This is a genomic window from Bacillus sp. B1-WWTP-T-0.5-Post-4 (assembly GCF_009183795.1).
Classification (GTDB): Bacteria; Bacillota; Bacilli; order Bacillales; family Bacillaceae_G; genus Bacillus_A; species Bacillus_A cereus.
In genome coordinates this window covers 738,843-763,618 of sequence record NZ_WEIJ01000001.1, presented here as the reverse complement: position 1 = coordinate 763,618, position 24,776 = coordinate 738,843, and the positions used below count along the sequence as shown (strand labels likewise).

Genomic DNA, 24,776 nt, shown 5'->3' with positions numbered 1-24,776 from the left:
TGTCAGATATTTGGGAACGGTTTCATAATTTTCGGAGGTGCAATATGCGTAAAACTAAAATTGTATGTACTATAGGTCCTGCTAGTGAAAGTATTGAAAAATTAGAGCAATTAATCGAAGCAGGTATGAACGTTGCTCGTTTAAACTTCTCTCATGGTAGCCATGAAGAGCACGGAGCTCGTATTAAAAACATTCGTGAAGCTTCAAAGAAGACTGGTAAAACAGTTGGTATCTTACTTGATACAAAAGGTCCAGAAATCCGTACTCACGACTTTGTAGACGGACAAGCTGAGCTTGTAACAGGTGCAGAAGTAGTTCTTTCTACTGAGCAAGTATTAGGTACTGCAGAGAAGTTCTCTGTATCTTATGCTGGTCTTTATGACGATGTAGACCCAGGTTCTCGTATTCTAATCGATGACGGTCTTATCGAACTAGAAGTAATCGAAAAAGCTGATGGAAACATCCGTACAAAAGTTCTTAACAGCGGAACTGTAAAAAATAAAAAAGGTGTTAACGTACCAAACGTAAGCATTAAGCTTCCTGGTATCACTGAAAAAGACGTAAAAGATATCATCTTCGGTATCGAGCAAAAAGTTGATTTCATTGCAGCTTCATTCGTACGTAAAGCGTCTGACGTATTAGAAATCCGTGAATTATTAGAAGAGCATAACGCTCAATACATCCAAATCGTACCAAAAATCGAAAACCAAGAAGGTATCGACAATATCGATTCAATCTTAGAAGTTTCTGACGGTTTAATGGTAGCTCGTGGTGACATGGGTGTAGAAATTCCACCGGAAGAAGTACCGTTAGTACAAAAACGTCTAATTAAAAAATGTAACGTGTTAGGTAAACCAGTTATTACTGCAACACAAATGTTAGATTCTATGCAACGTAACCCACGTCCAACTCGTGCGGAAGCAAGTGACGTAGCTAACGCAATCTTCGATGGTACAGATGCAATCATGCTTTCAGGTGAAACAGCTGCTGGGCAATACCCAGTAGAAGCAGTAACAATGATGGCTAACATTGCGGTACGCGTTGAAAAATCATTGCAATATGAAGATATGTTCAAAAAACGTATTAAAGAGTTCACTCCAACAATTACAGATGCAATTAGCCAATCTGTTGCACATACAGCACTTGCTCTTGATGTAGCTGCAATCGTAGCTCCAACAGAAAGTGGATATACTGCGAAAATGATCTCTAAATACCGTCCAAAATCTCCAATCGTAGCTGTAACATCTGACGAGCAAGTAGGACGTCGTCTTGCACTTGTTTGGGGTGTACAAGCATTTATGGCTGAGAAGCGCGCAGCTTCAACTGATGAAATGTTAGATACAGCAATTCAAACAGGTATGGATGCAGGTCTAATCGGACTTGGAGATACTGTAGTGATTACTGCTGGTGTTCCAGTTGCTGAAACTGGTACAACAAACTTAATGAAAATCCACGTTGTTGGTGAAGAAATTGCTAAAGGACAAGGAATCGGTCGTAAAGCTGCAAAAGGTAAAGTAGTTGTAGCGAAAACAGCTGCTGAAGCTGTAGCGAACGTAAACGAAGGTGATATCCTTGTTACAACAAGCACTGATAAAGATATGATTCCTGCAATCGAAAAAGCTGCAGCTTTAGTTGTAGAAGAAGGTGGCTTAACAAGCCATGCAGCTGTTGTAGGTGTATCAATCGGTATTCCTGTTATCGTTGGTGTAAACGGCGTAACAGCAACTTTAAAAAATGGCCAAGAAGTAACAGTTGATGCAGCACGCGGAATTGTTTATAATGGACATGCGGAAGTGCTATAAGTAATACGGAGAGAAGGATCGGAGTCCTTCTCTTTTTTTTACACAAAAACGAGATAGAATTAGCTTAAAGCGCCTAGAATTGCTTTTAAAAGCTGTTTGTTATGGGTTTTAATATGAAAGGGTATCTATATTTCATATGATGTATATAGGCATTGTGAGGGCGTTAAAAGTGAGATGTGAGAGAGGTGTAGAACTATGAAGTGGTTACTATTCTTGTTTATTTTAATACCGGCGATTGAGATTACGGTCTTAATTGGATCAAGTCATGTAATAGGTTTATGGTCTACGTTCGCTATGATTGTATTTACAGGTGTTGTAGGTGTGTATTTGGCGAAAAGACAAGGGTTTAAAGTGCTTGGAGAGATTCAATCTAAGTTGAATAGAGGGGAAATGCCAGGTGAGGCGGTACTAGATGGTATTTTTGTATTTGTAGGAGGTATTCTCTTAGTGCTTCCTGGGTATGTGACAGATATGCTAGGGTTTATCTGCGTGATCCCTATTACGAGAGCTTTATTGAAGCCGCTTGTTATGAAGTGGATGGAATGGAAATTTAGAAAGAATTCTACTATTATTATTCAGAAATAGCACTTAGATTGTAGAAATCTAAGTGCTATTTTTTGTCTTGTAAGAGGAGAGGGATTTTCTGATTGAAGCTTTGCTTTACCGCGCTATTTGTGGGGTGGAATTTCTATCTCGAAGCTGGGCTGCTCGTAAGTGTCTGATGTGGGGCGAATGATGAGTGGGGATGAACAAAACGTTCGCTTATTATATTTGCTATATAATTTTCGTTTGAACTCTTGTGTGTACTTCGATTAAACTTGTGATTTTTTAGTGCTATTAATTTAGATGAATAAGATGGAGGGAAACACTGCTAAATTAAAGTTTTGCTTTCTTATATAGAGGAACGATTGGTGTAAAAAATTCATATAAAAAGGCGGAGATTGTTAGTTGAAGTCTTATTTCATGCTATTTTGTATATTTATTCATTTACATAAAAAGTAATAAATGTAAATGATAATTATAAAATAAATAGAATAAATATGTAAAAACACCACGGAATATGCGTTTTTCATGCAAAAAAACAAGAGAATTATCTTTTTTGAGTGCAATTCTCTTGTTTTATGTAATGAGCATGAAAAATAAGTACAAGGAATAATCAGTAGGAATTTCCCACTGATTACATGTAAGTTTTTTGTTGTGTATGAATTAGAAACTGTTATTTTGAAGGTGAACCTTTAATATATTTCCACAAGTCATGGAAGACATTAGCTTTGTGTAATGTATTGAGTAGTACTAAGGTGACTGGACCGATGATTAATCCTAAAAACCCAAAAAGTTTAAAGCCGACAAATAGAGCGACGAGTGTTGCTAATGGATCGAGACCGATGTTAGATGAAAGTACTTTCGGCTCCATAATTTGTCTTTGGACAATCACGACGATGTATAAAATGAGAAGACCAATGGCGAATGCGGTATCGCCAGTGAAAAATACGTATATAACCCATGGAACAAAGACTGCGCCTGTTCCTAAATATGGTAGTAAATCTACAACTCCTGTAATAATCGCGATAGTAATGGCGTATGGTACGCGTAATATTAAAAGCCCAATTAGTACAATGACAGTTGTCATAGATACGAGTGTAAGTTGTGCTTTCACAAAACCAAACAAAGCTTTTCTTAAGTCGACAAAAATAGTTTTTCCATAGCCATGTACACGATTCGGTAGCAATTTTCTTGCTTTCTGAGCAAGACGGTGCCAATCGTAACTAATGAAGAAAGTGGCTAATAAAATGAATACAAGGACAGTTAAAGTTGTTGGCAGTGCACTAATGAAATTCGTTAACCCGCTTATAATAGCGGTTAAAAGTTCTTTCATTTGTGTTGTTGCCTCTGTTCCTAAGTTTTGAATGTTTTGTGTAATTGTATAGCGCTGTGGTTCTCCAAGATGATTAAATTTAGAGATTAAATCATCGTAGAGAGGCATAATATGATTAAGTGCAAATTGCTGAGCGAATGTAACGATATCTGGAAACTTTACTGTAACAAGTTGTAGTAAGTATGTTGTGGCAGATATTGCTTCAGTCACAAGATATGTAACAAGTCCAACGATAGCTCCAAATACGAGAATTAAGCTAACGAGTACTGCTAGTGCGCGAGGAAATTGTAGTTTTTGATTAAGGAAATTGACGACAGGATTAATCAAATAAGCAAATGCAAAAGCGATAATAAAAGGATAGATAAGCCCTGACATGTATAGTAATACATAGAACCCAGCTACCGTTGCTACAATGACAAATATGAGTCGCAATATCATATATAGTAAGTTTCGGTTCAAAGATGTATACCTCCCATTCCAATTTGGATTATCCTAATTCGTTCAACTTATAACGAGTGTACCCCACTGATTAAAGTTTCACTTTACCCCGCATTAACGGGCAGTAAATCTCCTACCCGAAGTGCGGCTGGATCAAAGGAGTTAGATGGAGATAAACTGCCCGTAAAAGCCCGATTGGTTCAACTAATAATCAGTGGAAAATGCCCCACTGATTAAAGTTTCACTTTATGTTATAGTGGAATGATGGATTTTTCCTGCTTTTTCAGTATGTGAGTGACTGTGAAAGCTTGGTGTTGATGCTTCTACTATATGGTAAAAACTTCATTTTCTCTTCTTTTTATTTTACCTGTTTCTAATTAGAAAAGAAAGAAGAGACGCCCGTTTTTTAAAATGTATACACGCTTAAATTTTGATGGTGAAAGTCTCAGTTTGTCATTTTAAAATACATAAAAAATGAAGTGATTCATGTTGAATAGGCATCGATATAGCATGTATAACGATAGGTTTAAAGGTATTTTTGTTTGGAAATGAGTTCATTATTTTCAGAAAGGAAGTGCAAACATGATTAGTCAGTCAACGTTATTTTTATTCATACTACTTATTATAGGACTTATTGCTAAAAACCAATCGCTTACTGTGGCTATTGGTGTGTTATTTTTATTGAAGTTTACGTTTTTAGGAGATAAGGTCTTTCCTTATTTACAAACGAAAGGAATTAACCTAGGTGTAACGGTCATTACAATAGCGGTGCTCGTACCGATTGCGACGGGGGAAATAGGTTTTAAACAACTTGGAGAAGCGGCAAAATCTTATTATGCGTGGATTGCTTTAGCTTCAGGTGTAGCGGTCGCTTTGTTAGCGAAAGGCGGCGTACAATTGTTGACAACGGATCCTCACATTACAACTGCGCTTGTTTTTGGGACAATTATAGCGGTTGCGCTATTTAATGGGGTTGCTGTTGGTCCGTTAATTGGGGCTGGAATTGCCTATGCGGTTATGAGTATTATGCAAATGTTTAAATAAGGAATTTTATAGTAATATAAAATTTTTGAATTCTTTCTGTTCACAAAAGTCAGATAATTGTTTATAATAGGATTAGAAACTTTGAAAAGTTACATAACAGCAGAGACTTTACACCAGATAAAATAAAAACAACATAAAACAATTTTATAATGATATTGTTTTATGTTGTTTTTATCATAAAACTCTTCGGAATGTATTTTCCTCACTAACTTGTTGTTTTGAGCGTGAGGATTCGGGGAGACATTCACGCTCATGCTTTCCATGTAAACAATGGACAATAAGAGGGGAACATCGCAACAAATTTGCATGATCGTGCATTTTGCTTGCCTAAAGAGTGAACGGGCGTTCATAATTCATAAGGGGAGCAAATAGATATAAGGAGCAAGGTTGGGAGAATTTTCAGGAAAAGGAGAGAATGTCATGACTGTTATTCGAGGTTTAGAAGGGGTAGTAGCAACAACATCATCTGTGAGCTCTATTATTGATGATACATTAACTTATGTTGGGTATAATATTGATAATTTAGCTGAGAATGCTACGTTTGAAGAAGTAGTGTACTTATTATGGCACCGCAAGCTTCCTAATGAAAAAGAACTAGCAGAATTTAATGAAATTGTATCAGAATACTATAAAGTTCCAGGTGAGATTTTAACATATTTGAAACAAGTAGATTTAAAAATTGCACATCCGATGTCTGTTTTACGAACTGCAATTTCCATGCTATCATTATACGATGAGAGCGCTGAAATTATGGACGAAAAGTCCAATTATTTGAAAGCGGTTAAATTACAGGCGCAAGTAGGAACTTTAGTTGCTGCTTACGCGAGAATCCGTAAAGGTTTAGATATTGTTGAGCCAAGAAAGGATTTATCATTAGCTGCAAACTTCTTGTACATGTTAAATGATCGCGAGCCAAATGAAGTTGAAATTGAAGCTTTTGATAAGGCGCTTGTACTTCATGCAGATCATGAGTTAAACGCTTCTACATTTACTGCACGTGTTTGCGTAGCTACACTTTCAGATGTATATTCTGGTATTACAGCAGCAATCGGTGCATTAAAAGGTCCTCTTCACGGTGGGGCAAATGAAAATGTAATGAAGATGTTAACTGAGATTGGTGAAGAAGAAAATGTAGAGTCATATATTCATAATGCTCTTCAAAATAAAGTGAAAATCATGGGCTTTGGCCACCGTGTGTATGAGCAGGGTGATCCACGTGCAAAACACTTACGTGAAATGTCTAAGAGATTATGCGTGCTTTTAGGAGAAGAGAAATGGTATAATATGTCTATCAAAATTGAAGACATTGTAACAAAAGAAAAAGGTCTTCCACCAAATGTTGATTTCTATTCAGCTTCTGTATACCATTGTTTAGGAATTGACCATGACTTATTTACACCTATTTTTGCAATTAGCCGTATGTCAGGCTGGTTAGCTCATATTCTAGAACAATATGAAAACAACCGTTTAATTCGTCCGCGTGCTGATTATAATGGACCAACGCATCAAGTGTATGTTCCAATTGCACAACGATAAGCGAATAACACTATTTTGATAGTGAAAATACGCTTTCAAAAGTCTGATTTTTTCGGAAAGATGTAATGATTAGAATATTTTAATTTGACTAACGGTTTGAACTGAGGGGTTATTCCCTCAGTTTCATACATATGAAATTTCAAACATGGGGGTTATCACATTGACGACAGGTGAAAAAATTACTGTAACTAATGGTGTTATGAATGTACCAAACAATCCGATTATTCCATTTATCGAGGGAGATGGAATTGGTCCTGATATTTGGGCAGCTGCATCTCGCGTACTAGAAGCAGCAGTTGAAAAAGCTTATGATGGTGAGAAGAAAATCGTTTGGAAAGAAGTGCTTGCAGGGGAAAAAGCATTCAACCAAACAGGCGAGTGGTTACCAGAAGAAACTTTAAACTTAATTCGTGAATATTTAATCGCGATTAAAGGTCCACTTACAACTCCAGTTGGCGGTGGTATTCGTTCTCTAAACGTAGCACTTCGTCAAGAATTAGATTTATATGTATGTCTACGTCCAGTTCGTTATTTTGAAGGTGTTCCTTCACCTGTAAAACGTCCGGAAGATACTGATATGGTTATTTTCCGTGAAAATACAGAAGACATTTATGCTGGAATTGAATATGCGCAAGGATCTCCAGAAGCAGAAAAAGTTCTTGCTTTCTTAAAAGAAGCAATGGGTGTTAATAAAATCCGCTTCCCAGAAACATCTGGTATTGGTATTAAGCCAATTTCAGAAGAAGGGACAAAGCGTCTTGTTCGTGCTGCAATTCAATATGCAATTAACGAAAAACGCTCTTCTGTTACATTAGTTCATAAAGGAAACATTATGAAATTTACAGAAGGTGCTTTCAAAAACTGGGGTTACGAAGTAGCGGAACAAGAATTTGGCGACAAAGTATTTACTTGGGCTGAATACGATCGTATCGTTGAAAAAGATGGTAAAGATGCAGCGAATAAAGCGATGGCAGACGCTGAAGTGGCTGGAAAAATCATCGTAAAAGATTCTATTGCAGACATCTTCTTACAACAAATTTTAACTCGTCCACGTGAGTTCGATGTTGTTGCAACAATGAACTTAAATGGTGACTATATCTCTGATGCACTTGCTGCACAAGTAGGTGGAATTGGTATTGCACCTGGTGCAAACATTAACTATGTGACTGGACATGCTATCTTTGAAGCTACACACGGTACAGCTCCAAAATATGCAGGTTTAGATAAAGTAAATCCATCTTCTGTTCTTCTTTCAGGTGTATTATTATTAGAACACTTAGGATGGAACGAAGCTGCGAAATTAGTAACTGCTTCTGTTGAGAAAACAATTGCTTCAAAAGTAGTAACTTATGATTTCGCACGCTTAATGGAAGGTGCAACAGAAGTGAAATGTTCTGAGTTCGCTAATGAACTTATTAAAAACATGGATGTAGCGATAATCAAAAACGCATAATTAAAGCGGGGGGTAAATTATGACAATCAAACGCAAGAAGGTTTCAGTCATCGGTGCAGGATTTACAGGAGCAACAACGGCATTCTTATTAGCACAAAAAGAACTTGCAGATGTTGTATTAGTGGACATTCCACAACTGGAAAATCCAACAAAAGGGAAAGCGTTAGATATGTTAGAAGCGAGCCCAGTACAAGGTTTTGATGCTAACATTATTGGAACATCTGATTACGCAGATACTGCTGATTCTGACGTTGTCGTTATTACAGCAGGTATTGCACGTAAGCCTGGTATGAGCCGTGATGACTTAGTAGCAACAAACTCTAAAATTATGAAAAGTATTACGCGCGACATTGCAAAACATTCACCAAATGCAATTATTGTTGTGTTAACAAATCCAGTTGATGCAATGACATATTCTGTATTTAAAGAAGCAGGATTCCCGAAAGAGCGTGTAATCGGCCAATCGGGTGTATTAGATACAGCTCGTTTCCGTACATTCATCGCACAAGAATTAAATCTTTCTGTAAAAGACATTACAGGATTTGTTCTTGGCGGACACGGTGACGACATGGTACCTCTTGTGCGTTATTCTTATGCAGGCGGTATTCCGTTAGAAACGTTAATTCCGAAAGAGCGTTTAGAAGCAATCGTAGAACGTACACGTAAAGGTGGCGGTGAGATTGTAGGCTTATTAGGAAACGGTAGTGCATATTACGCACCAGCAGCTTCTTTAGTTGAAATGACAGAAGCAATCTTAAAAGATCAACGCCGTATATTACCAGCTATTGCGTACCTTGAAGGTGAGTATGGTTATAGTGACCTTTACTTAGGGGTACCAGTAATTCTAGGTGGTAACGGAATTGAAAAAATTATTGAATTAGAACTTCTTGCAGATGAAAAAGAAGCGTTAGATCGCTCTGTAGAATCTGTACGTAATGTAATGAAAGTTCTTGTTTAATAATTGAATAGTAGTGAAAAAGATTCGGGATTCCGAATCTTTTTCTACTATTTACCGAATTGTTTTTTTGAAATAATATGAAAACGCTATCATTTGTAATATCCTATAATGAAACTGTAGATTTATACTATACATTGCCCTCATCATAGTAAATTTCGGATAAGGTATCGCTTTTAGTAGGATAATAAGGTGAAAAAATCGGAGGGGGTTGTAACATGTTAAAGAAAAAAGTTCAAATTGGTCGTAAAATGGATGAAATTACAGTAGGAGAGAAATTATCTATCACTGAAAAAATTGAGGATAAAGATTTGTTATTGTACTTAGGGTTAACGAATGATGCCAATCCATTATATATTCAGCATGATTACGCATCCCAAACTCCGTATGAAAAGCCGATTGTACCAAGCATTATGCTAACGGGAATGATTACAACGGCGGTTACGAAATATTTACCGGGTCCAGGAAGTCATATTACGAGAAAGGACCTTACATTCGTGAAACATGTTCACCATTATGAAACGTTACAAATCCACTTTGAAGTTGTGGCTGTTTCTGAGGAGGAACATACAATTGATATGCTTGTATCTGCTCATGATGAAAAAGGAGAAACTGTTGTGAAAGGTTCATTAACAGTAACGCCACCTTTTAAATCAGTTTCTATTATGGAAAAAGCATTAGATAATTTTTAAAAAGATGAAAATATGAATAGCGCTAGCATACCTTTCATAAGGATGCTAGCGCTATTTTTAGTTGAAGAACCCTTCTTTGAACCCTTCAGCAAATTCTGAGCACCCCGTTTTAATCGTATCCCAGCTCGGAGCGTTAAAAGCAAGGATACATGTGACTGCTAAAGATAGAATGGATAGTATTAGTCGCATAATAGACCTCCGTATATTATTAATTTATATATTAAGATTAATGATATAATTATCGGTAATTGAAGTCAATTAAAGGAGTGGTTTTTTAGGTAAGGTGGAAAAGAGAAGACGTGATCTTTGAAACGGTAAGAGAAGCTGAAGTGTGGGCAGACGGGGTTGCGAATGAAATGTACGGGAGAGTATTTGATGGATATGAAACACCAGATTATAAAATAGCGTATGCTCTTTCGTTTTTCCTAGCACAAAATCAAGATTTTATAGTTCATACGGAAGTGAGCTTTAAAGAAGAGAGGGCAATCTATAAAGTTTGGCAAAATCCTGTGTAGTTGCAGATGAATCGTAATTACTTCTATTTTCTCAATTCTACACAAACGATCTCCATGAATAGACAATTATATTGAGAGGGACCTTGTTTTCTAGTATGATGAGAATAACGGGGAAAATACTAGGATGAAGAAGGTTTCAAGTCTATAACTTGGAGGAAAAGAATGAACAATCGTATTTTAGTAGTTGATGATGAGGAATTTATCTTAACTTTAATCGAATTTAATTTACAACAAGCTGGGTTTGAAGTTATAACAGCGATGGATGGAGAAATGGCGCTTCAAAAAGCGACAACAGAACGCCCAGATTTAATTATATTAGATTTAATGCTTCCGAAAATGGATGGTATGGAAGTGTGTAAAGAATTACGATTGCAGCGCGTTATGACGCCGATTTTAATGTTAACGGCAAAAGATGATGAGTTTGATAAGGTGCTAGGCCTTGAACTTGGGGCAGATGATTATATGACAAAGCCATTTAGTCCAAGAGAAGTTGTTGCTCGTGTGAAGGCGATTTTGCGCCGTACGAAATTACAACAAGAAGAACAAGTTGCAGAAGCGCCAGATGAAGATAGCATCACAATTGCAGAACTTAAAATTTTACCGGAGTTTTATGAGGCTTATTTCCAAGGAAGAAAGCTTGAATTAACACCAAAAGAATTTGAACTACTTGTGTATCTTGCGAAAAATAAAAGTCGCGTGTTGACACGTGATCAATTACTAAGTGCTGTATGGAATTACGATTTTGCTGGTGATACACGAATTGTTGATGTTCATATTAGCCATTTGCGCGATAAAATTGAACAAAATACGAAAAAACCGACGTACATTAAAACGATACGTGGTTTAGGATATAAATTAGAGGAGCCAAAAGGGAATGAATAAATTTCGTTCCAGGCTTCTTTTTACATTTGTTTCTCTTATTGTATTTATTTTAGTTGGACTAGGTTTATTACTAGAAACTGTGTTTGAAAACTACTATATAGATCATGCTAAAGAGAGAATGGTAAAAGAGACAGAGTATGTTGCGACGTTAGCAGAAGAGCAAGGTTTTGATAATGTCTTAAAAAACCCATACGTATTTGAAAAGTTAGAAGAAAAAATACCAGCTTCTATCGTATTTTTGGATGAAAAAAAGAAAGTTCAATATAGAAAAGGACAAGAATTGGCATTTAGTCCAGAGACGATTAAAGAACTTTCTTCGGAAGTGGCAAAACAACGAAGTAAAGTGATTACGAAAGAAACGGATCGAAAGAATGAATTTTATCATGCGGTGTTCGTTCAAGATGTAGAAGGAAAACAAGGATACATTTTGGTGAAAAGTATAATTGATCCTTTAAGAGACGTACATCAAAAAACGTGGGGATTATTAATTATCGGATTTGTCATTGCTTGTCTCGTAGTTGTATTTTTAGGTATGAAAATTACAGGGCAATATATTAGGCCAATTGAATCGGTTACGAAAGTTGCAATTGAATTGGCAAAGGGCAATTATAAAGCACGTGCATACGAAAGTCATTCGGATGAAACAGGGATGCTGAGTAAAGCGATTAATATTTTAGCTCGAAATTTACAAGAGATGACACTTGAACAAGAAATGCAGCAAGATCGTCTGCATACGTTAATTGAAAATATGGGAAGCGGAATGATTTTAATTGATAGCCGAGGATATATAAACCTTGTAAACCGCTCTTATAAGGAAACTTTCCACGTAACAGATGAAGAATATTTAGATCGCTTATATTATGAATCGTTTCATCATACAGAAATTATTGAGCTTGTAGAAGAAATCTTTATGACAGAAGTGAAAGTGCGTAAACAAATGTTATTGCCACTTGGAATTGAACGGAAGCATTTCGAAGTATATGGAGCGCCGATTATCGGGACAAACCATGAATGGAAAGGGATTGTTCTCGTATTCCATGACATAACAGAGTTAAAGAAATTAGAACAAATGAGAAAAGACTTTTTAGCGAATGTTTCTCATGAATTAAAGACACCGATTACTTCTATTAAAGGTTTTTCAGAAACACTCTTAGACGGAGCGATGGATAATAAAAAATTCTGCGAACATTTCTTGCACATTATTTTAAAAGAAAGTGAGCGCATGCAAGGATTAATTGAAGATTTATTAGATTTGTCGAAGATCGAACAACAAGGATTTAAATTAAATATGGGAACCGTTGATATGAAGGGGCTGCTTGAAGATATTCATATGGTACTTGATAATAAAGCAGGAGAAAAAGAAATCTCTTTACAAGTTAATGTATTAAAACGTGCCTCTGTTATTGGAGATCCAAGTCGTTTGAAACAAATCTTTATTAATTTAATTAATAACGCAATCGTATATACACCGGCTGGAGGCGTTGTTTCAGTAGAGTTAGCGGAAGATAAATATAATGCTTATATAAAAGTATCGGATACTGGAATTGGTATTAGTAAAGAGGAAATTCCGCGTATTTTTGAACGTTTCTACCGGGTGGATAAAGCAAGAAGTAGAAATACTGGTGGTACCGGCCTTGGATTGTCGATCGTAAAGCATTTAGTTGAGGCGCATCAAGGTACGATTACAGTAGATAGTGAAGTTGGAGAAGGGACAACGTTTACAGTTGTTTTACCGAAATCAGCAACTGAAAAATAGGATGAAGGATGTTTACAATATATTAACAATGGCTTAATTAAATATTAATAAAGCTCTGTTAATATAATACATGAAAACCCCTTCATCCAAGGAGTAATTTTGGACGAGAATAGTTAAGCTGTTCTCGTCACTTCCCTTTATGCCAATATAAGTCTGTTTTATATATGAAAGAAAATAGCCGTTATTTTTCTTCTCTCTATTAGTCATGTTAATATAGAGAGAGGAAAGGAACGGTTTTTTTCTGTGAAAAAAATCATTTCAAATTTGTATGGGGAGGTTTCAATTTTGGAAAAAAAGGTCGTATTAGTAGATGGTAATAATATCGCGTATCGTGCTTTCTTTGCACTACCGCTTTTAAATAACGACAAAGGTATACATACGAACGCAATTTACGGTTTTACAATGATGTTAATGAGAATATTAGAGGAAGAAAAGCCAACTCATATGTTAGTGGCGTTTGATGCAGGCAAAACAACGTTCCGTCATAAAACGTATAGTGAGTATAAAGGAGGACGTCAAAAGACTCCACCTGAATTATCAGAGCAGTTCCCGTTTATTCGTGAGATGCTGGATGCGTTCAATGTACCGCGTTATGAATTAGAAAATTATGAAGCGGATGACATCATGGGAACGTTAGCGAAAGAAGCGAGTGAGCAAGGGGCGAGTGTAAAAGTTATTTCAGGAGATAAAGATTTACTTCAACTTGTTTCTGATAACACGCTTGTATGTATTCCGCGAAAAGGGATTACAGAAGTGGATGAATATACGAAAGAAGCTTTATTTGAAAAATACAGCTTATCACCAAAGCAAATTATCGATATGAAAGGTTTAATGGGAGACCAATCAGATAATATTCCGGGTGTACCAGGAGTTGGTGAAAAAACGGCGATTAAATTGTTAACACAGTTTGGAACGGTTGAAGAAGTGTATGAAAATCTAGATCAAGTAAGTGGGAAGAAATTAAAAGAAAAACTGGAAGAAAATAAAGAACAAGCTCTTATGAGTAAGGATCTTGCAACTATTATTACAGATGCGCCGATTACAGTTCATGTGGATGATATGGCGTATAAAGGATATGAAGCAAGTGATGTCATTCCAATGTTCGAGAGTTTAGGATTTACATCTCTTTTAAATAAATTAGGCGTTACGCCAGAAGAAACAGCTCCAGCTGAATTAGATGATATTACATTTGATATTGTGGAAGAAGTTACAGAAGAAATGCTTCAGCAAGATAGTGCGCTTATCGTTGAAGTACAAGAAGATAACTATCATAAAGCAGACATTCAAGGTTTCGGTATTCAAAATGAAAATGGATGTTACTTTATTCAGACAGACATTGCTCTTAAGTCAGATGCTTTTAAAGAGTGGCTTGCAGATGGAGAGATGAGAAAGCATACATTTGATGCGAAGCGTGCAATTGTTGCACTGAAGTGGAATGGGATAGATATGCAAGGGATTGACTTTGATCTATTAATCGCTGCTTATTTACTTGACCCGGCTGATACAGATAAAGATTTCCGTACTGTAGCGAAAATGAAAGAAACGCATGCTGTGAAATCAGATGAAGAAGTTTACGGAAAAGGTGCGAAGCGTGCTGTTCCAGAGTTAAAGGTAGTCGCGGAGCATGTGGCTCGTAAAGTGCATGTATTATATGATGTAAAGCAAACATTCGTTGAAGAGTTAAAGAAGAATGAGCAATATGAACTGTTTACAGAGTTAGAATTGCCGCTTGCACGTGTATTAGCTGATATGGAAGTAAAGGGTGTAAAAGTTGATACAGAGCGTCTTCGTAATATGGGAGAAGAACTTGCGGGTAGATTAAAGGAAATGGAACAGGAAATTTATAAGCTTGCGGGAACAGAATTTAATATTAATTCACCGAAGCAGCTTGGTGTTATTCTGTTTGAGAACTTAAACTTACCGGTTATTAAAAAGACGAAAACAGGTTATTCTACGTCAGCTGATGTACTAGATAAGCTTATGAATCACCATGAAATTATTCCAAATATTTTACATTATCGTCAATTAGGGAAGCTAAATTCAACTTACATTGAAGGTTTACTGAAAGTTGTACATGAAGATTCATCTAAAATTCATACTCGCTTTAATCAAGTGTTAACGCAAACAGGTCGATTAAGTTCAACGGATCCGAACTTGCAAAATATCCCGATTCGATTAGAAGAAGGAAGAAAGATTCGTCAGGCATTTGTTCCATCACAAGAAGGATGGATTATGTATGCGGCTGATTATTCACAAATCGAACTGCGTGTATTAGCTCATATTGCAAATGATAAAGGGCTAGTTGAAGCGTTCCAACATGACATGGATATTCATACGAAAACAGCTATGGATGTATTTGGCGTTGAAAAAGATGAAGTAACTTCAAATATGAGACGACAAGCGAAAGCTGTTAACTTCGGAATTGTGTATGGTATTAGTGATTATGGTCTTTCACAAAACTTAGGAATTACAAGAAAAGCAGCAGCGGAATTTATTGAAAAGTATTTAGAAAGTTTCCCTGGTGTACAAGAATACATGGAGGACATCGTAAAAGATGCGAAACAAAAAGGATATGTAGCTACATTATTAAATCGTCGCCGTTATATTCCAGAAATTACGAGTCGTAATTTTAACTTGCGTAGCTTCGCTGAGCGTACAGCGATGAATACACCAATTCAAGGTACTGCAGCAGATATTATTAAAAAAGCGATGATTATTATGGCAGATCGTTTAGAAGAAGAAGGATTACAAGCGCGTCTTCTTCTGCAAGTACACGATGAATTAATATTTGAAGCACCAAAAGAAGAAATCGAAAAATTAGAGCAGCTTGTACCTGAAGTAATGGAACATGCGATTGAACTTGCAGTTCCGCTGAAAGTTGATTATTCTTACGGTCCAACTTGGTACGACGCAAAATAAGGAAGTGATGAAATGCCTGAATTACCAGAGGTTGAAAACGTCAGACGGACACTTGAAAATCTTGTAACAGGAAAAACGATTGAAGATGTTATTGTTACTTATCCAAAAATAGTGAAACGACCGGATGATGCAGAAATCTTTAAAGAAATGCTAAAAGGCGAGAAGATTGAAAATATAAAGCGAAGAGGAAAGTTTTTGCTTTTATATGTAACGAATTATGTCATTGTTTCACATTTGCGTATGGAAGGTAAGTTTTTATTACATCAAGAGGATGAGCCGATTGATAAACATACGCACGTCCGTTTCTTATTTACAGATGGAACGGAATTACATTATAAAGATGTGAGAAAGTTTGGTACGATGCATCTCTTTAAGAAAGGTGAAGAAATGAACCAAATGCCTCTTGCTGACTTAGGTCCGGAGCCATTTGATGCTGAAATGACACCGCAGTATTTACAAGAAAGATTACAAAAGACAAATCGTAAAATAAAAGTTGTGCTACTGGACCAGCGTCTTTTAGTAGGGCTTGGAAATATATATGTAGATGAAGTTTTATTCCGTTCTCAAATTCATCCAGAACGAGAAGCTTCGTCTTTAACAGTAGAAGAAATTGAGCGAATTTATGAGGCTACCGTTACAACGTTAGGCGAAGCAGTAAAGCGTGGCGGAAGTACAATTCGGACGTATATCAACTCACAGGGGCAAATTGGTTCGTTCCAAGAACTCCTAAATGTATATGGGAAAAAGGGAGAGCCGTGCGTAACTTGTGGCACGATATTAGAAAAAACAGTTGTTGGCGGGCGAGGAACGCATTACTGCCCAATTTGTCAGCCTAGAATATAGAAAAGAGATAACATCGGATAGGCATTTGTCATATACATACAGCAGAGCTATGTATAAGGGAGGAGCTTACCGATGTACCTTTATTTATCTCTTATTTTATTAGCTTTTACATTAAGCTTAGATAGCTGTAGTGTAGGGCTAACATATGGTTTAAGAAGCGTAAGAATTCCACTAAGATCAATTATAATTATCGGAATGTGTTCAGCGGCTGTTATGCTTGTTTCAATGGGAATTGGACATATGATCGCGAAAGTATTTTCACCTGTTATCGCAACGCGTATCGGTGGGCTTGTTCTTATTGGAATAGGGATTTGGGTATTATATCAATTTTTTCGAAGTGAGAAAAAAGAAGAACCGAAGCAAGAGGAGAAGGTCTGGAAATTAGAGATTGCCTCGCTAGGCCTAGTGATTCAAATTTTACGGAAACCGACTGTTGCAGATTTTGATAAATCAGGCACCATTTCTGCAGGAGAAGCATTACTTCTTGGTATAGCTCTTTCTGTAGATTCATTTGGTGCCGGAATTGGTGCATCTTTATTAGGGTATGCACCCGCTATGATGGCGATATTAGTTGCAGTTATGAGTTCTTTGTTTTTATTTATTGGAATGAAACTTGGAACGGTTTTATCAAATATGAAGTGGTTACAAAAATTTACATTCCTGCCTGGAGTATTACTCATCATTATTGGAATTTGGAAAATGTAAGTATGGGCGTGGAACATTAGTTTCGCGCCTTTTATTATGAGGAGGATTATTATGACAGTAGTAATTGGATTAACGGGAGGCATTGCAAGCGGAAAAAGTACGGTATCAGAAATGTTTCGTGAACTGAGCATACCAGTTATTGATGCAGATATTATCGCAAGAGAAGTTGTAGAGCGAGGAAAACCAGCATATAACAAAATAGTAGAAGTATTTGGAACGGAAGTGTTACAAGAAGATGGAGAATTAGATCGTCCAAAACTAGGAAGTGTCGTTTTCTATAATGAAGAAAAACGATTGCAGTTAAATAAAATTGTTCATCCTGCAGTGCGTGAGGAAATGAATAGGCAAAAGGAAATGTACATAAAAGAAGGTATGCAAGCGGTTGTGTTAGATATTCCTCTCTTATTTGAAAGCAAATTAACAAGTCTCGTTGACCGCATTTTAGTTGTAGCGGTTAAGCCGCATACGCAATTAGAACGTTTAATGAAGCGAAATAACTTTTCAGAAGAAGAAGCAACAGCTCGTATTCAATCTCAAATGCCGTTAGAAGAAAAAATGAAAAATGCAGATGAAGTGATAAATAATGATGGCACAATTATGGGAACGAAAACACAATTGCAGGTAATTTTAAAAAAGTGGAACATTATTGACTAAAAAATTGTGAAATTAATGAAAATGCTTAGTGACATATCCCCTTTTTGTGTTATACTATTATTGGGATTGGAGATAAATAGTATAACGCATTCAAGGGGGATAACATATTATGACTCGTGTGGCAATTAATGGATTTGGACGTATTGGGAGAATGGTATTTCGTCAAGCAATAAAAGAAAGCGCATTCGAAATTGTAGCAATCAATGCAAGCTATCCATCTGAAACGTTAGCACACTTAATTAAATATGATACAGTTCATGGCAAGTTTGACGGAACAGTAGAAGCATTTGAAGATCACTTATTAGTTGATGGAAAAATGATTCGCCTTTTAAACAACCGCGATCCAAAGGAATTGCCTTGGACAGATTTAGGTGTTGAAGTTGTAATTGAAGCAACTGGTAAATTTAATTCGAAAGAAAAAGCAATTCTTCACGTTGAAGCTGGAGCGAAAAAAGTTATTTTAACAGCGCCTGGTAAAAATGAAGATGTAACAATTGTAGTTGGTGTGAACGAAGACCAATTAGATATTACAAAACATACTGTTATTTCAAATGCATCTTGTACAACAAATTGTTTAGCGCCTGTTGTGAAGGTGTTAGATGAGCAGTTTGGAATTGAAAACGGTTTAATGACGACAGTTCACGCTTATACAAATGACCAAAAAAATATTGATAACCCACATAAAGATTTAAGAAGAGCACGTGCTTGCGGACAATCAATCATTCCGACAACGACAGGTGCTGCGAAAGCGCTAGCAAAAGTTCTTCCACATTTAAACGGAAAACTTCATGGTATGGCACTTCGTGTACCAACACCAAACGTGTCTCTTGTTGATTTAGTAGTAGATGTAAAACGCGATGTGACAGTTGAAGCTATTAACGATGCATTCAAAACTGTTGCAAACGGTGCGTTAAAAGGTATTGTAGAATTCAGCGAAGAGCCTTTAGTATCTATCGACTTTAATACAAATACACACTCAGCTATTATCGATGGTTTATCTACAATGGTAATGGGTGATCGTAAAGTGAAAGTACTTGCTTGGTATGATAACGAGTGGGGCTACTCTCGTCGTGTTGTAGATCTTGTAACGTTAGTTGTTCAAGAGTTAGCGAAACAAGAAAATGTGCAACACATTTAAGTGAATAAGGGAGGAGAGGGCAAGGCAATAATTGCCCTCTTTTTTTAATTTTTTCTGAAAAGGAAAAAAATTATATAAGTATATTTTAAAAAGTGGACATACCACGAAACGTTGTGATTACTGCATTTGTGAATCGTTTATTTTTTTTAGGGAAAAGTAAAGAGGAAAATATGACAGAAAATCGAAAAAACTGTTGTTGCAAAATGAAAATAAACAAAGTATACTAACACTCGTAAACTTAAGAGCTGAGGTACGTAGTCACTACTTAAAGGGTTAGGACCTCTCTGGACTAACTTTCCCCCGTGGTAGTGGAGCAAGCCAAATTGCAAATTAGTTTTCAATTCGAACAGTTAGAATAAATTTACAAGGGGGAACTGTAGAATGGATACTATGGATACGATGGGTCGTCACGTGATCGCTGAACTTTGGGATTGCGATTTCGACAAGCTTAATGACATGCCGTATATTGAACAATTATTTGTGGATGCAGCACTAAGAGCTGGTGCTGAAGTGCGTGAGGTTGCTTTCCATAAATTTGCACCACAAGGTGTAAGTGGAGTAGTAATTATCTCAGAATCACATTTAACAATTCATAGCTTTCCGGAGCACGGTTACGCAAGTATTGATGTTTATACTTGTGGGGATCGTATTGATCCAAATGTTGCTGCAGAATATATTGCAGAGGGTTTAAACGCGAAAACGCGTGAGAGCATCGAGCTTCCTCGAGGCACTGGTAGCTTCGAAATTAAGCAGAGAGAAACAAAAGCTCTTTAAAAAAGAACATAATTGATTTAAAATGTAAAGAGGTGTATAATGCACCTCTTTTTTAGTTTATAAAAAAGGGAAAATATAACGTACTCGTTAGTTGAATAAATTGGACTCTTGCAAATGAGGTAGTGCCCTATATACCATCTTATTTTTAAGGATGAGATGATAAAGTGATGCGCTGGAACTTAAAGTGGTAAGAGAGTTAGAATGAGTTATATAATATTGTATATATATTTTAGGTGAAGTGAGTAGAGAAAAATAAAGAGTATAGTGTAAAGGAGTGAATGAATTGCGTTGTCCATCCTGTTCTCATAATGGTACAAGAGTGTTAGATTCGCGTCCGGTAGACGAGGGGCGCTCTATTCGAAGAAGGAGAGAGTGTGAAAGCTGCTTAAGTCGCTTTACGACCTTTGAAAGGGTAGAAGAGTCACCTCTTATCGTTGTAAAAAAAGAAGGCACACGAGAAGAGTTTAATAAAGAAAAGATTTTACGCGGTTTAATTAAAGCGTGTGAAAAAAGACCAGTATCTTTAAGACAATTAGAAGAAGTAACACAAAGCGTGGAACGTGAACTGCGTAATTTAGGTATATCAGAAGTGAAAAGTGATATGATTGGTGAAATTGTTATGGAAGAACTTCGCGATATTGATGATGTTGCTTACGTACGTTTTGCTTCTGTATATCGTCAATTTAAAGATTTAAATGTATTTATTGAAGAATTAAAAGATATACTGCAAAAAGAAAGAGAGTAGAAGTTGTATTTTATTCTCTTTACATACCGTAAGTAATAGGATAAGAGAGCTAGAAGCGCAAGCTAATAGCTCTTTTTCACTAAGAATTTATATAATGAAGATAGAACGAATGAAGTAGAGGATAGATTGGATGAGAGAAAGGAAAAGCAAGAATGGAAAAACAGTCATGGATGGAGCTATTGCCGATTGATCGTTATAAAGTAAGTGCGAAAGGACTACTGCACAATTACGACCGAAAAGTGTTAACGATGTTGTATCAGCCGTTAATAGGTAGTAGAGCTTTTAGCTTATACATGACACTATGGGGAGAGCTTGAGCAAGATCGTGTATTTGGAAAAGAGAATACGCATCATTCCCTTATGGTGACTATGCAAATGCAACTTCCTGAAGTATATGAGGAACGAGTAAAGTTAGAGGCAATTGGGCTTTTGAAGGTATATATTAAGAAAGAAAAAGATATTCGAATGTTCATATATGAGTTGCAACCACCTTTATCTCCGAAGCAGTTTTTTGATGATATTGTTTTAAGTATCTTTTTATACAATCGATTGAGCAGGACAAAATATAATCAAGTAAAGCAATATTTCTTAGAAGAAGAATTTGATTTTGCTTCTTATGAAAATGTTACGCGTTCTTTCAATGATGTGTTTGGTTCGTTTAATCCAGGACAGCTTGAGCATGCGCAAGAAGACCTTCGTATTCCAAAAACGACAACTATGCCAAGTAACGAGAAGGGAGACGCTCCGAAAGTTTGGAATGATTTCTTTGATTTCTCTTTATTTATAGATGGATTGTCCGCTCTTGTTCCTAAAAAGGCGATTACAGATCAAGTGAGAGACTGCGTTATAACACTTGCTTACGTGTATGGTGTAGATGTGTTATCGATGCAAAATATCGTTCTTGGTGCAGTGACAGAGATGCAAACAATTGATATGGAGAGGCTTAGAAAAGGAGCGCGCGATTGGTATCAATTTGAAAATGGTCAAGCATTACCGGTATTAAGTGAAAGAGTACAGCCTCATGCTGCACGTACGATGAAAGAGAAAGAGCCTTCATCGCAAGAGGAGATGCTAATAAAGCAACTAGAGGAAATCTCACCAAAACAACTATTGAAAGAGATTTCTGGTGGTGCAGAGGCAACGAAAGCGGACTTGCAGATCGTTGAAGATGTCATGATTAATCAAAAATTGACACCAGGAGTTGTGAATGTACTTATTTATTACGTTATGCTACGCTCAGATATGAAACTTGCGAAAACGTATGTCGAGAAGATTGCTGGGCATTGGGCACGTAAAAAGGTCGGTACAGTAGCGGACGCGATGGCGTTAGCGAAAGAAGAGAACCGTCAGTATCAAGAGTGGGCTGAGACGAAGAAAAAAGGCCGTACGGCGAAGAAAACGGTGCGGAAAGAAATGGTGCCAGATTGGCTTAAGGAAGAAGAGCCGAAAGAACAAGAGAAAGAAACAGAGAAGAAAGATGTAAGTGTAGAAAAAGATGCAAGTACGCTAGAAGATGAAAGAAAACGACTAGAAGAAGTGTTAAAAAAATATAAGCGTGATTAATAGAAGAGAATGAACGCTCTTTGAGGTGAGAAAATGGAGCATATTCAAAATTCATTTGCAAAATTAATGGAAAATGAAAACTTTAAAAATAGATATGAAGTATTAAAGGCAGAAGTAATGGCGCATCCGCGTGTGAAAGAATTTATAGACGAACATAAGGGTGAAGTAACGACTTCTATGATTGAGCGCAGTCTTGTTAAGTTATATGAATATATTGGACAAAGTGTAGGTTGCGTGGATTGTCCGGATTTAGGCTCATGTAAAAATATGCTACAAGGGTACGAGCCAAAGCTTGTTATTCAAGGGAAGATGATTGATATTCAATACGATCGCTGCGTTAGAAAAGTAGCGTATGACGAGAGAAAGAAATATGAAAAACTTGTTCAAAGTGTATATATGCCAACGGATATTTTACAGGCAACTATGGAAAACTTAGATCCTTCTGATTTAAATGCACGTATCGATGCGATTGGTGCAGCGAATGAATTTTTAAGTACATATGAACCAGGTAAAAAAGCACAAGGTTTATATTTGTACGGTAAATTTGGTGTAGGAAAAACGTATTTGTTAGGAGCAATAGCGAACGAGCTTGCTCGAAAGAAAATAAGTTCGATGCTCGTATACTTCCCGGAATTTTTACGTGAAATTAAAAGTTCAATTCAAGATAATTCGATTGGTGAGAAGATTGATGCGGTTAAACGCGTACAAGTTTTAATGTTAGATGATATCGGGGCAGAAGCGATGTCAAGCTTTGTCCGTGACGATGTACTCGGTGCAATCTTACAATTCCGTATGTTAGAAAACTTACCGACGTTCTTTACGTCTAATTTTGATTTTAAACAACTGGAACACCATTTAACGTATACGCAGCGTGGCGAGGCTGAAGAAATGAAGGCAGCACGTATTATGGAACGAATTAAATATTTAGCGAAACCAATTCCGATTGGTGGGAAAAACCGTCGTCATAAGTAAAAGAGCAAGCTGAGAAGCTTGCTCTTTTGTATTATAGTGATATTTTCTTTTCAAATATGAGGTCGAAATATTCAGGTTGTCCAGAACTGCCAATCGTAGGGGCAACAATCTGTACGAACCTCCAGCCATTTCTAGCATGTTCTTGAATAATTTCTTGGTAGTCTTCAGCTGGTTTTGAGCGAGTGAACCCCCAATGTGGTTCGACTTTTACGAATTTATATTCAAACATTCGGATAACCCCTGTTATTGATAAGTAAAGTATACAATAAAAATTCATAGTAGCTTGTATCATTTTTTTCTCCCTCCCTTAATATATATAAAATTAGCAAGCCATATTGAGTGGATTTTCTAACGATAGGAAATGTAATTCTACTAAGAGTGAACTTCACGTGGAACGGACTCTTATAGGATTTGTAACGTATAGATACAGTCCTTTAGAGCGGGGATAAAAGGGGGGACAAAAGTGATTGAAATTTGCTTCGAAGAAAAAAATGATGCTATGCACGTATATAGACAATTGCTGAAAAGAGCGGAAGTGTTATATAAGGAAACGAGTGTGTATTTACAGGAACAAAAAGTGGTGATTCACATACCAGTACGTGAATCGAATTATATTGAAAAGATCTTATTGCCAGTAATGGTGTATTTCATTGTGAATGTGAAACAAAATGAGTGGATTTATACGATTTTAAAAGAAAAGTTTTTTTATGAAGAACAAGAAGAGTGTCATCAAATATTGCACATGGCACATGAGATTTTAAAGGGAAAAAGAAAAGGTGTAGCTCAGGATTTAACGCGTAACGCATTTGAGTCATATATTAAGTCTTCTTTAAATAATTGGCTTTGTGATCCGCTCTCATTCTCGTTTTCATCATATATCCGTTTTCGTCTTCGTACATATAGGGAAATGGTGGCTAAACTTGCGGAAGTGGCAATTGATGAATATAAGATGGAGCAAGAATACCAAATGTTCATTGAGACGCTTCGGCAACAAGTAAGTAGCCGTAAATCACGTTTGTCTTGCGTGCATCTTATTTTTGATGAAAGCTTTATCTTTTATGATGATAAAGGTAGACGTTTAAAACAGGAGAAGTTGGTCCAATATATAGATGAGGAATTATTAAAGCAAAATGATGTATATATTGATACGAAAGTAATTGCGCCGCTTCTTTCTATTTCGCCCAAAAAGATTTATTTATATACGAAAGAACAAGACCATAATATGATAATTACTTTGCGAAATGTGTTCCAAGAACGGGTCCAATTACATGGATTACATGATTTTGAGCGCAATGTGAAAAATTTAAAAAATAAAGGTAACGCCCTTGATTTTCTAAGTTTTTGAGCATATAATTACCTACATAAATGAAATATATTGAAATGTCATGATGAGGACATGAGTAGTTTTCTACGATTTTCAGAGAGGGAAGCCTTAGGGTGTGAGCTTCCTAGTACGGGATTATTACTTACCACCTCTAAACTTTAGCAGTGAACGGTTTTCTAGTAATTGCTAAC

Annotated in this window: 23 protein-coding genes and 1 other annotated feature (1 of these 24 only partly in view); of the genes, 20 read left to right on the top strand and 3 right to left on the bottom strand. The window is 36.5% G+C overall.

All coding sequences use genetic code 11. The annotated features are described in order from the left end of the window. The first annotated feature begins 44 nt into the window (after positions 1-44). Both pyk and GBN91_RS04075 read left to right on the top strand, forming a co-directional pair. Complete coding sequence (gene pyk, locus GBN91_RS04080; protein ID WP_001232673.1) at positions 45-1,802, top strand: pyruvate kinase; 1,758 nt, start codon at positions 45-47, stop codon at positions 1,800-1,802. A 195-nt stretch (positions 1,803-1,997) separates the two neighbouring features. Next, positions 1,998-2,387 (top strand): FxsA family protein, encoded by a 390-nt coding sequence (locus GBN91_RS04075; RefSeq protein ID WP_000871628.1) that lies wholly within the window; start codon positions 1,998-2,000, stop codon positions 2,385-2,387. Between the two features lie 631 nt (positions 2,388-3,018). On the opposite strand, the gene ytvI is transcribed toward GBN91_RS04075, so the two are convergent. After that, the gene (ytvI, locus tag GBN91_RS04070; protein WP_001081388.1) at positions 3,019-4,137 is read right to left on the bottom strand and encodes a sporulation integral membrane protein YtvI; all 1,119 of its coding nucleotides are present in this window, start codon (positions 4,135-4,137) and stop codon (positions 3,019-3,021) included. A gap of 561 nt (positions 4,138-4,698) precedes the next feature. Between ytvI and GBN91_RS04065 the strand changes: the two genes are divergently transcribed. The 5 genes from GBN91_RS04065 to GBN91_RS04040 all read left to right on the top strand — a co-directional run bounded on the left by GBN91_RS04065 (position 4,699) and on the right by GBN91_RS04040 (position 9,796). Continuing rightward, positions 4,699-5,160: a DUF441 domain-containing protein gene (locus GBN91_RS04065; RefSeq protein ID WP_086389537.1), complete on the top strand. Its 462-nt coding sequence runs from the start codon at positions 4,699-4,701 to the stop codon at positions 5,158-5,160. Positions 5,161-5,547: 387 nt separating this feature from the next. Further along, the gene (gene citZ / locus GBN91_RS04055) at positions 5,548-6,696 is read left to right on the top strand and encodes a citrate synthase (protein WP_152121266.1); all 1,149 of its coding nucleotides are present in this window, start codon (positions 5,548-5,550) and stop codon (positions 6,694-6,696) included. A gap of 160 nt (positions 6,697-6,856) precedes the next feature. Further along, entirely contained in the window at positions 6,857-8,149 is a 1,293-nt protein-coding gene (icd, locus tag GBN91_RS04050; protein ID WP_000206898.1) for an NADP-dependent isocitrate dehydrogenase, read from the top strand. A 19-nt stretch (positions 8,150-8,168) separates the two neighbouring features. Next, complete coding sequence (gene mdh, locus GBN91_RS04045; RefSeq protein WP_000153230.1) at positions 8,169-9,107, top strand: malate dehydrogenase; 939 nt, start codon at positions 8,169-8,171, stop codon at positions 9,105-9,107. 215 nt (positions 9,108-9,322) lie between these two features. Then, positions 9,323-9,796 (top strand): MaoC family dehydratase, encoded by a 474-nt coding sequence (locus GBN91_RS04040; protein ID WP_000914180.1) that lies wholly within the window; start codon positions 9,323-9,325, stop codon positions 9,794-9,796. 57 nt (positions 9,797-9,853) lie between these two features. Here GBN91_RS04040 and GBN91_RS29410 read toward each other — a convergent pair whose 3' ends face one another. After that, a complete protein-coding gene (locus tag GBN91_RS29410) occupies positions 9,854-9,985 on the bottom strand; it encodes a hypothetical protein (protein WP_001237022.1) in 132 nt (43 codons plus the stop codon). Positions 9,986-10,095: 110 nt separating this feature from the next. Here GBN91_RS29410 and GBN91_RS04035 point away from each other — a divergent pair, with 110 nt between their 5' ends. The 12 genes from GBN91_RS04035 to dnaI all read left to right on the top strand — a co-directional run bounded on the left by GBN91_RS04035 (position 10,096) and on the right by dnaI (position 23,261). Further along, positions 10,096-10,311, top strand: a complete 216-nt coding sequence (locus GBN91_RS04035; protein WP_002041874.1) for a hypothetical protein — start codon at positions 10,096-10,098, stop codon at positions 10,309-10,311. A 162-nt stretch (positions 10,312-10,473) separates the two neighbouring features. Further along, complete coding sequence (phoP, locus tag GBN91_RS04030; RefSeq protein ID WP_001065220.1) at positions 10,474-11,193, top strand: two-component system response regulator PhoP; 720 nt, start codon at positions 10,474-10,476, stop codon at positions 11,191-11,193. After that, positions 11,186-12,949 carry a sensory box histidine kinase PhoR gene (gene phoR / locus GBN91_RS04025; RefSeq protein ID WP_001032106.1) on the top strand — a complete coding sequence of 588 codons (1,764 nt, stop codon included), beginning with the start codon at positions 11,186-11,188 and terminating at the stop codon, positions 12,947-12,949. The genes phoP and phoR overlap by 8 nt, the downstream gene beginning before the upstream one ends. Positions 12,950-13,234: 285 nt before the next feature. Continuing rightward, positions 13,235-15,868 (top strand): DNA polymerase I, encoded by a 2,634-nt coding sequence (polA, locus tag GBN91_RS04020; RefSeq protein WP_006926494.1) that lies wholly within the window; start codon positions 13,235-13,237, stop codon positions 15,866-15,868. Positions 15,869-15,880: 12 nt separating this feature from the next. Then, entirely contained in the window at positions 15,881-16,711 is an 831-nt protein-coding gene (gene mutM / locus GBN91_RS04015) for a DNA-formamidopyrimidine glycosylase (RefSeq protein WP_001114478.1), read from the top strand. A 72-nt stretch (positions 16,712-16,783) separates the two neighbouring features. Further along, the gene (gene ytaF / locus GBN91_RS04010) at positions 16,784-17,416 is read left to right on the top strand and encodes a sporulation membrane protein YtaF (protein WP_000281744.1); all 633 of its coding nucleotides are present in this window, start codon (positions 16,784-16,786) and stop codon (positions 17,414-17,416) included. A 51-nt stretch (positions 17,417-17,467) separates the two neighbouring features. Beyond that, positions 17,468-18,070, top strand: coding sequence for a dephospho-CoA kinase (coaE, locus tag GBN91_RS04005; protein WP_000219283.1), 603 nt, complete (start codon positions 17,468-17,470; stop codon positions 18,068-18,070). Between the two features lie 109 nt (positions 18,071-18,179). Further along, positions 18,180-19,208, top strand: coding sequence for a glyceraldehyde-3-phosphate dehydrogenase (locus GBN91_RS04000; RefSeq protein ID WP_000198975.1), 1,029 nt, complete (start codon positions 18,180-18,182; stop codon positions 19,206-19,208). A gap of 390 nt (positions 19,209-19,598) precedes the next feature. Continuing rightward, entirely contained in the window at positions 19,599-19,982 is a 384-nt protein-coding gene (gene speD, locus GBN91_RS03995; RefSeq protein ID WP_002003660.1) for an adenosylmethionine decarboxylase, read from the top strand. A gap of 283 nt (positions 19,983-20,265) precedes the next feature. Further along, positions 20,266-20,727: a transcriptional regulator NrdR gene (gene nrdR / locus GBN91_RS03990; protein ID WP_001203687.1), complete on the top strand. Its 462-nt coding sequence runs from the start codon at positions 20,266-20,268 to the stop codon at positions 20,725-20,727. A gap of 152 nt (positions 20,728-20,879) precedes the next feature. Continuing rightward, on the top strand, positions 20,880-22,289 hold the full coding sequence (locus tag GBN91_RS03985) for a replication initiation and membrane attachment family protein (protein ID WP_000415048.1): 1,410 nt from the start codon (positions 20,880-20,882) through the stop codon (positions 22,287-22,289). 33 nt (positions 22,290-22,322) lie between these two features. Continuing rightward, entirely contained in the window at positions 22,323-23,261 is a 939-nt protein-coding gene (dnaI, locus tag GBN91_RS03980) for a primosomal protein DnaI (RefSeq protein WP_000400106.1), read from the top strand. A gap of 31 nt (positions 23,262-23,292) precedes the next feature. Here dnaI and GBN91_RS03975 read toward each other — a convergent pair whose 3' ends face one another. After that, complete coding sequence (locus GBN91_RS03975) at positions 23,293-23,490, bottom strand: DUF4177 domain-containing protein (RefSeq protein WP_002024924.1); 198 nt, start codon at positions 23,488-23,490, stop codon at positions 23,293-23,295. A 234-nt stretch (positions 23,491-23,724) separates the two neighbouring features. On the opposite strand from GBN91_RS03975, the gene ytxC reads away from it, so the two are divergent. Then, the gene (gene ytxC, locus GBN91_RS03970) at positions 23,725-24,606 is read left to right on the top strand and encodes a putative sporulation protein YtxC (protein ID WP_000569625.1); all 882 of its coding nucleotides are present in this window, start codon (positions 23,725-23,727) and stop codon (positions 24,604-24,606) included. Between the two features lie 31 nt (positions 24,607-24,637). Next, positions 24,638-24,776, top strand: a binding site (T-box leader); it runs 89 nt beyond the window's last position.

Excerpts from the sequence above, each read along its gene's own strand:
- pyk (WP_001232673.1), top strand. The coding sequence starts at position 45 with ATGCGTAAAACTAAAATTGTATGTACTATAGGTCCTGCTAGTGAAAGT.
- GBN91_RS04075 (WP_000871628.1), top strand. The coding sequence starts at position 1,998 with ATGAAGTGGTTACTATTCTTGTTTATTTTAATACCGGCGATTGAGATT.
- GBN91_RS04065 (WP_086389537.1), top strand. The coding sequence starts at position 4,699 with ATGATTAGTCAGTCAACGTTATTTTTATTCATACTACTTATTATAGGA.
- mdh (WP_000153230.1), top strand. The coding sequence starts at position 8,169 with ATGACAATCAAACGCAAGAAGGTTTCAGTCATCGGTGCAGGATTTACA.
- GBN91_RS04040 (WP_000914180.1), top strand. The coding sequence starts at position 9,323 with ATGTTAAAGAAAAAAGTTCAAATTGGTCGTAAAATGGATGAAATTACA.
- GBN91_RS29410 (WP_001237022.1), bottom strand. The coding sequence starts at position 9,985 with ATGCGACTAATACTATCCATTCTATCTTTAGCAGTCACATGTATCCTT.
- phoP (WP_001065220.1), top strand. The coding sequence starts at position 10,474 with ATGAACAATCGTATTTTAGTAGTTGATGATGAGGAATTTATCTTAACT.
- phoR (WP_001032106.1), top strand. The coding sequence starts at position 11,186 with ATGAATAAATTTCGTTCCAGGCTTCTTTTTACATTTGTTTCTCTTATT.
- mutM (WP_001114478.1), top strand. The coding sequence starts at position 15,881 with ATGCCTGAATTACCAGAGGTTGAAAACGTCAGACGGACACTTGAAAAT.
- ytaF (WP_000281744.1), top strand. The coding sequence starts at position 16,784 with ATGTACCTTTATTTATCTCTTATTTTATTAGCTTTTACATTAAGCTTA.
- coaE (WP_000219283.1), top strand. The coding sequence starts at position 17,468 with ATGACAGTAGTAATTGGATTAACGGGAGGCATTGCAAGCGGAAAAAGT.
- GBN91_RS04000 (WP_000198975.1), top strand. The coding sequence starts at position 18,180 with ATGACTCGTGTGGCAATTAATGGATTTGGACGTATTGGGAGAATGGTA.
- speD (WP_002003660.1), top strand. The coding sequence starts at position 19,599 with ATGGATACGATGGGTCGTCACGTGATCGCTGAACTTTGGGATTGCGAT.
- GBN91_RS03985 (WP_000415048.1), top strand. The coding sequence starts at position 20,880 with ATGGAAAAACAGTCATGGATGGAGCTATTGCCGATTGATCGTTATAAA.
- dnaI (WP_000400106.1), top strand. The coding sequence starts at position 22,323 with ATGGAGCATATTCAAAATTCATTTGCAAAATTAATGGAAAATGAAAAC.
- GBN91_RS03975 (WP_002024924.1), bottom strand. The coding sequence starts at position 23,490 with ATGTTTGAATATAAATTCGTAAAAGTCGAACCACATTGGGGGTTCACT.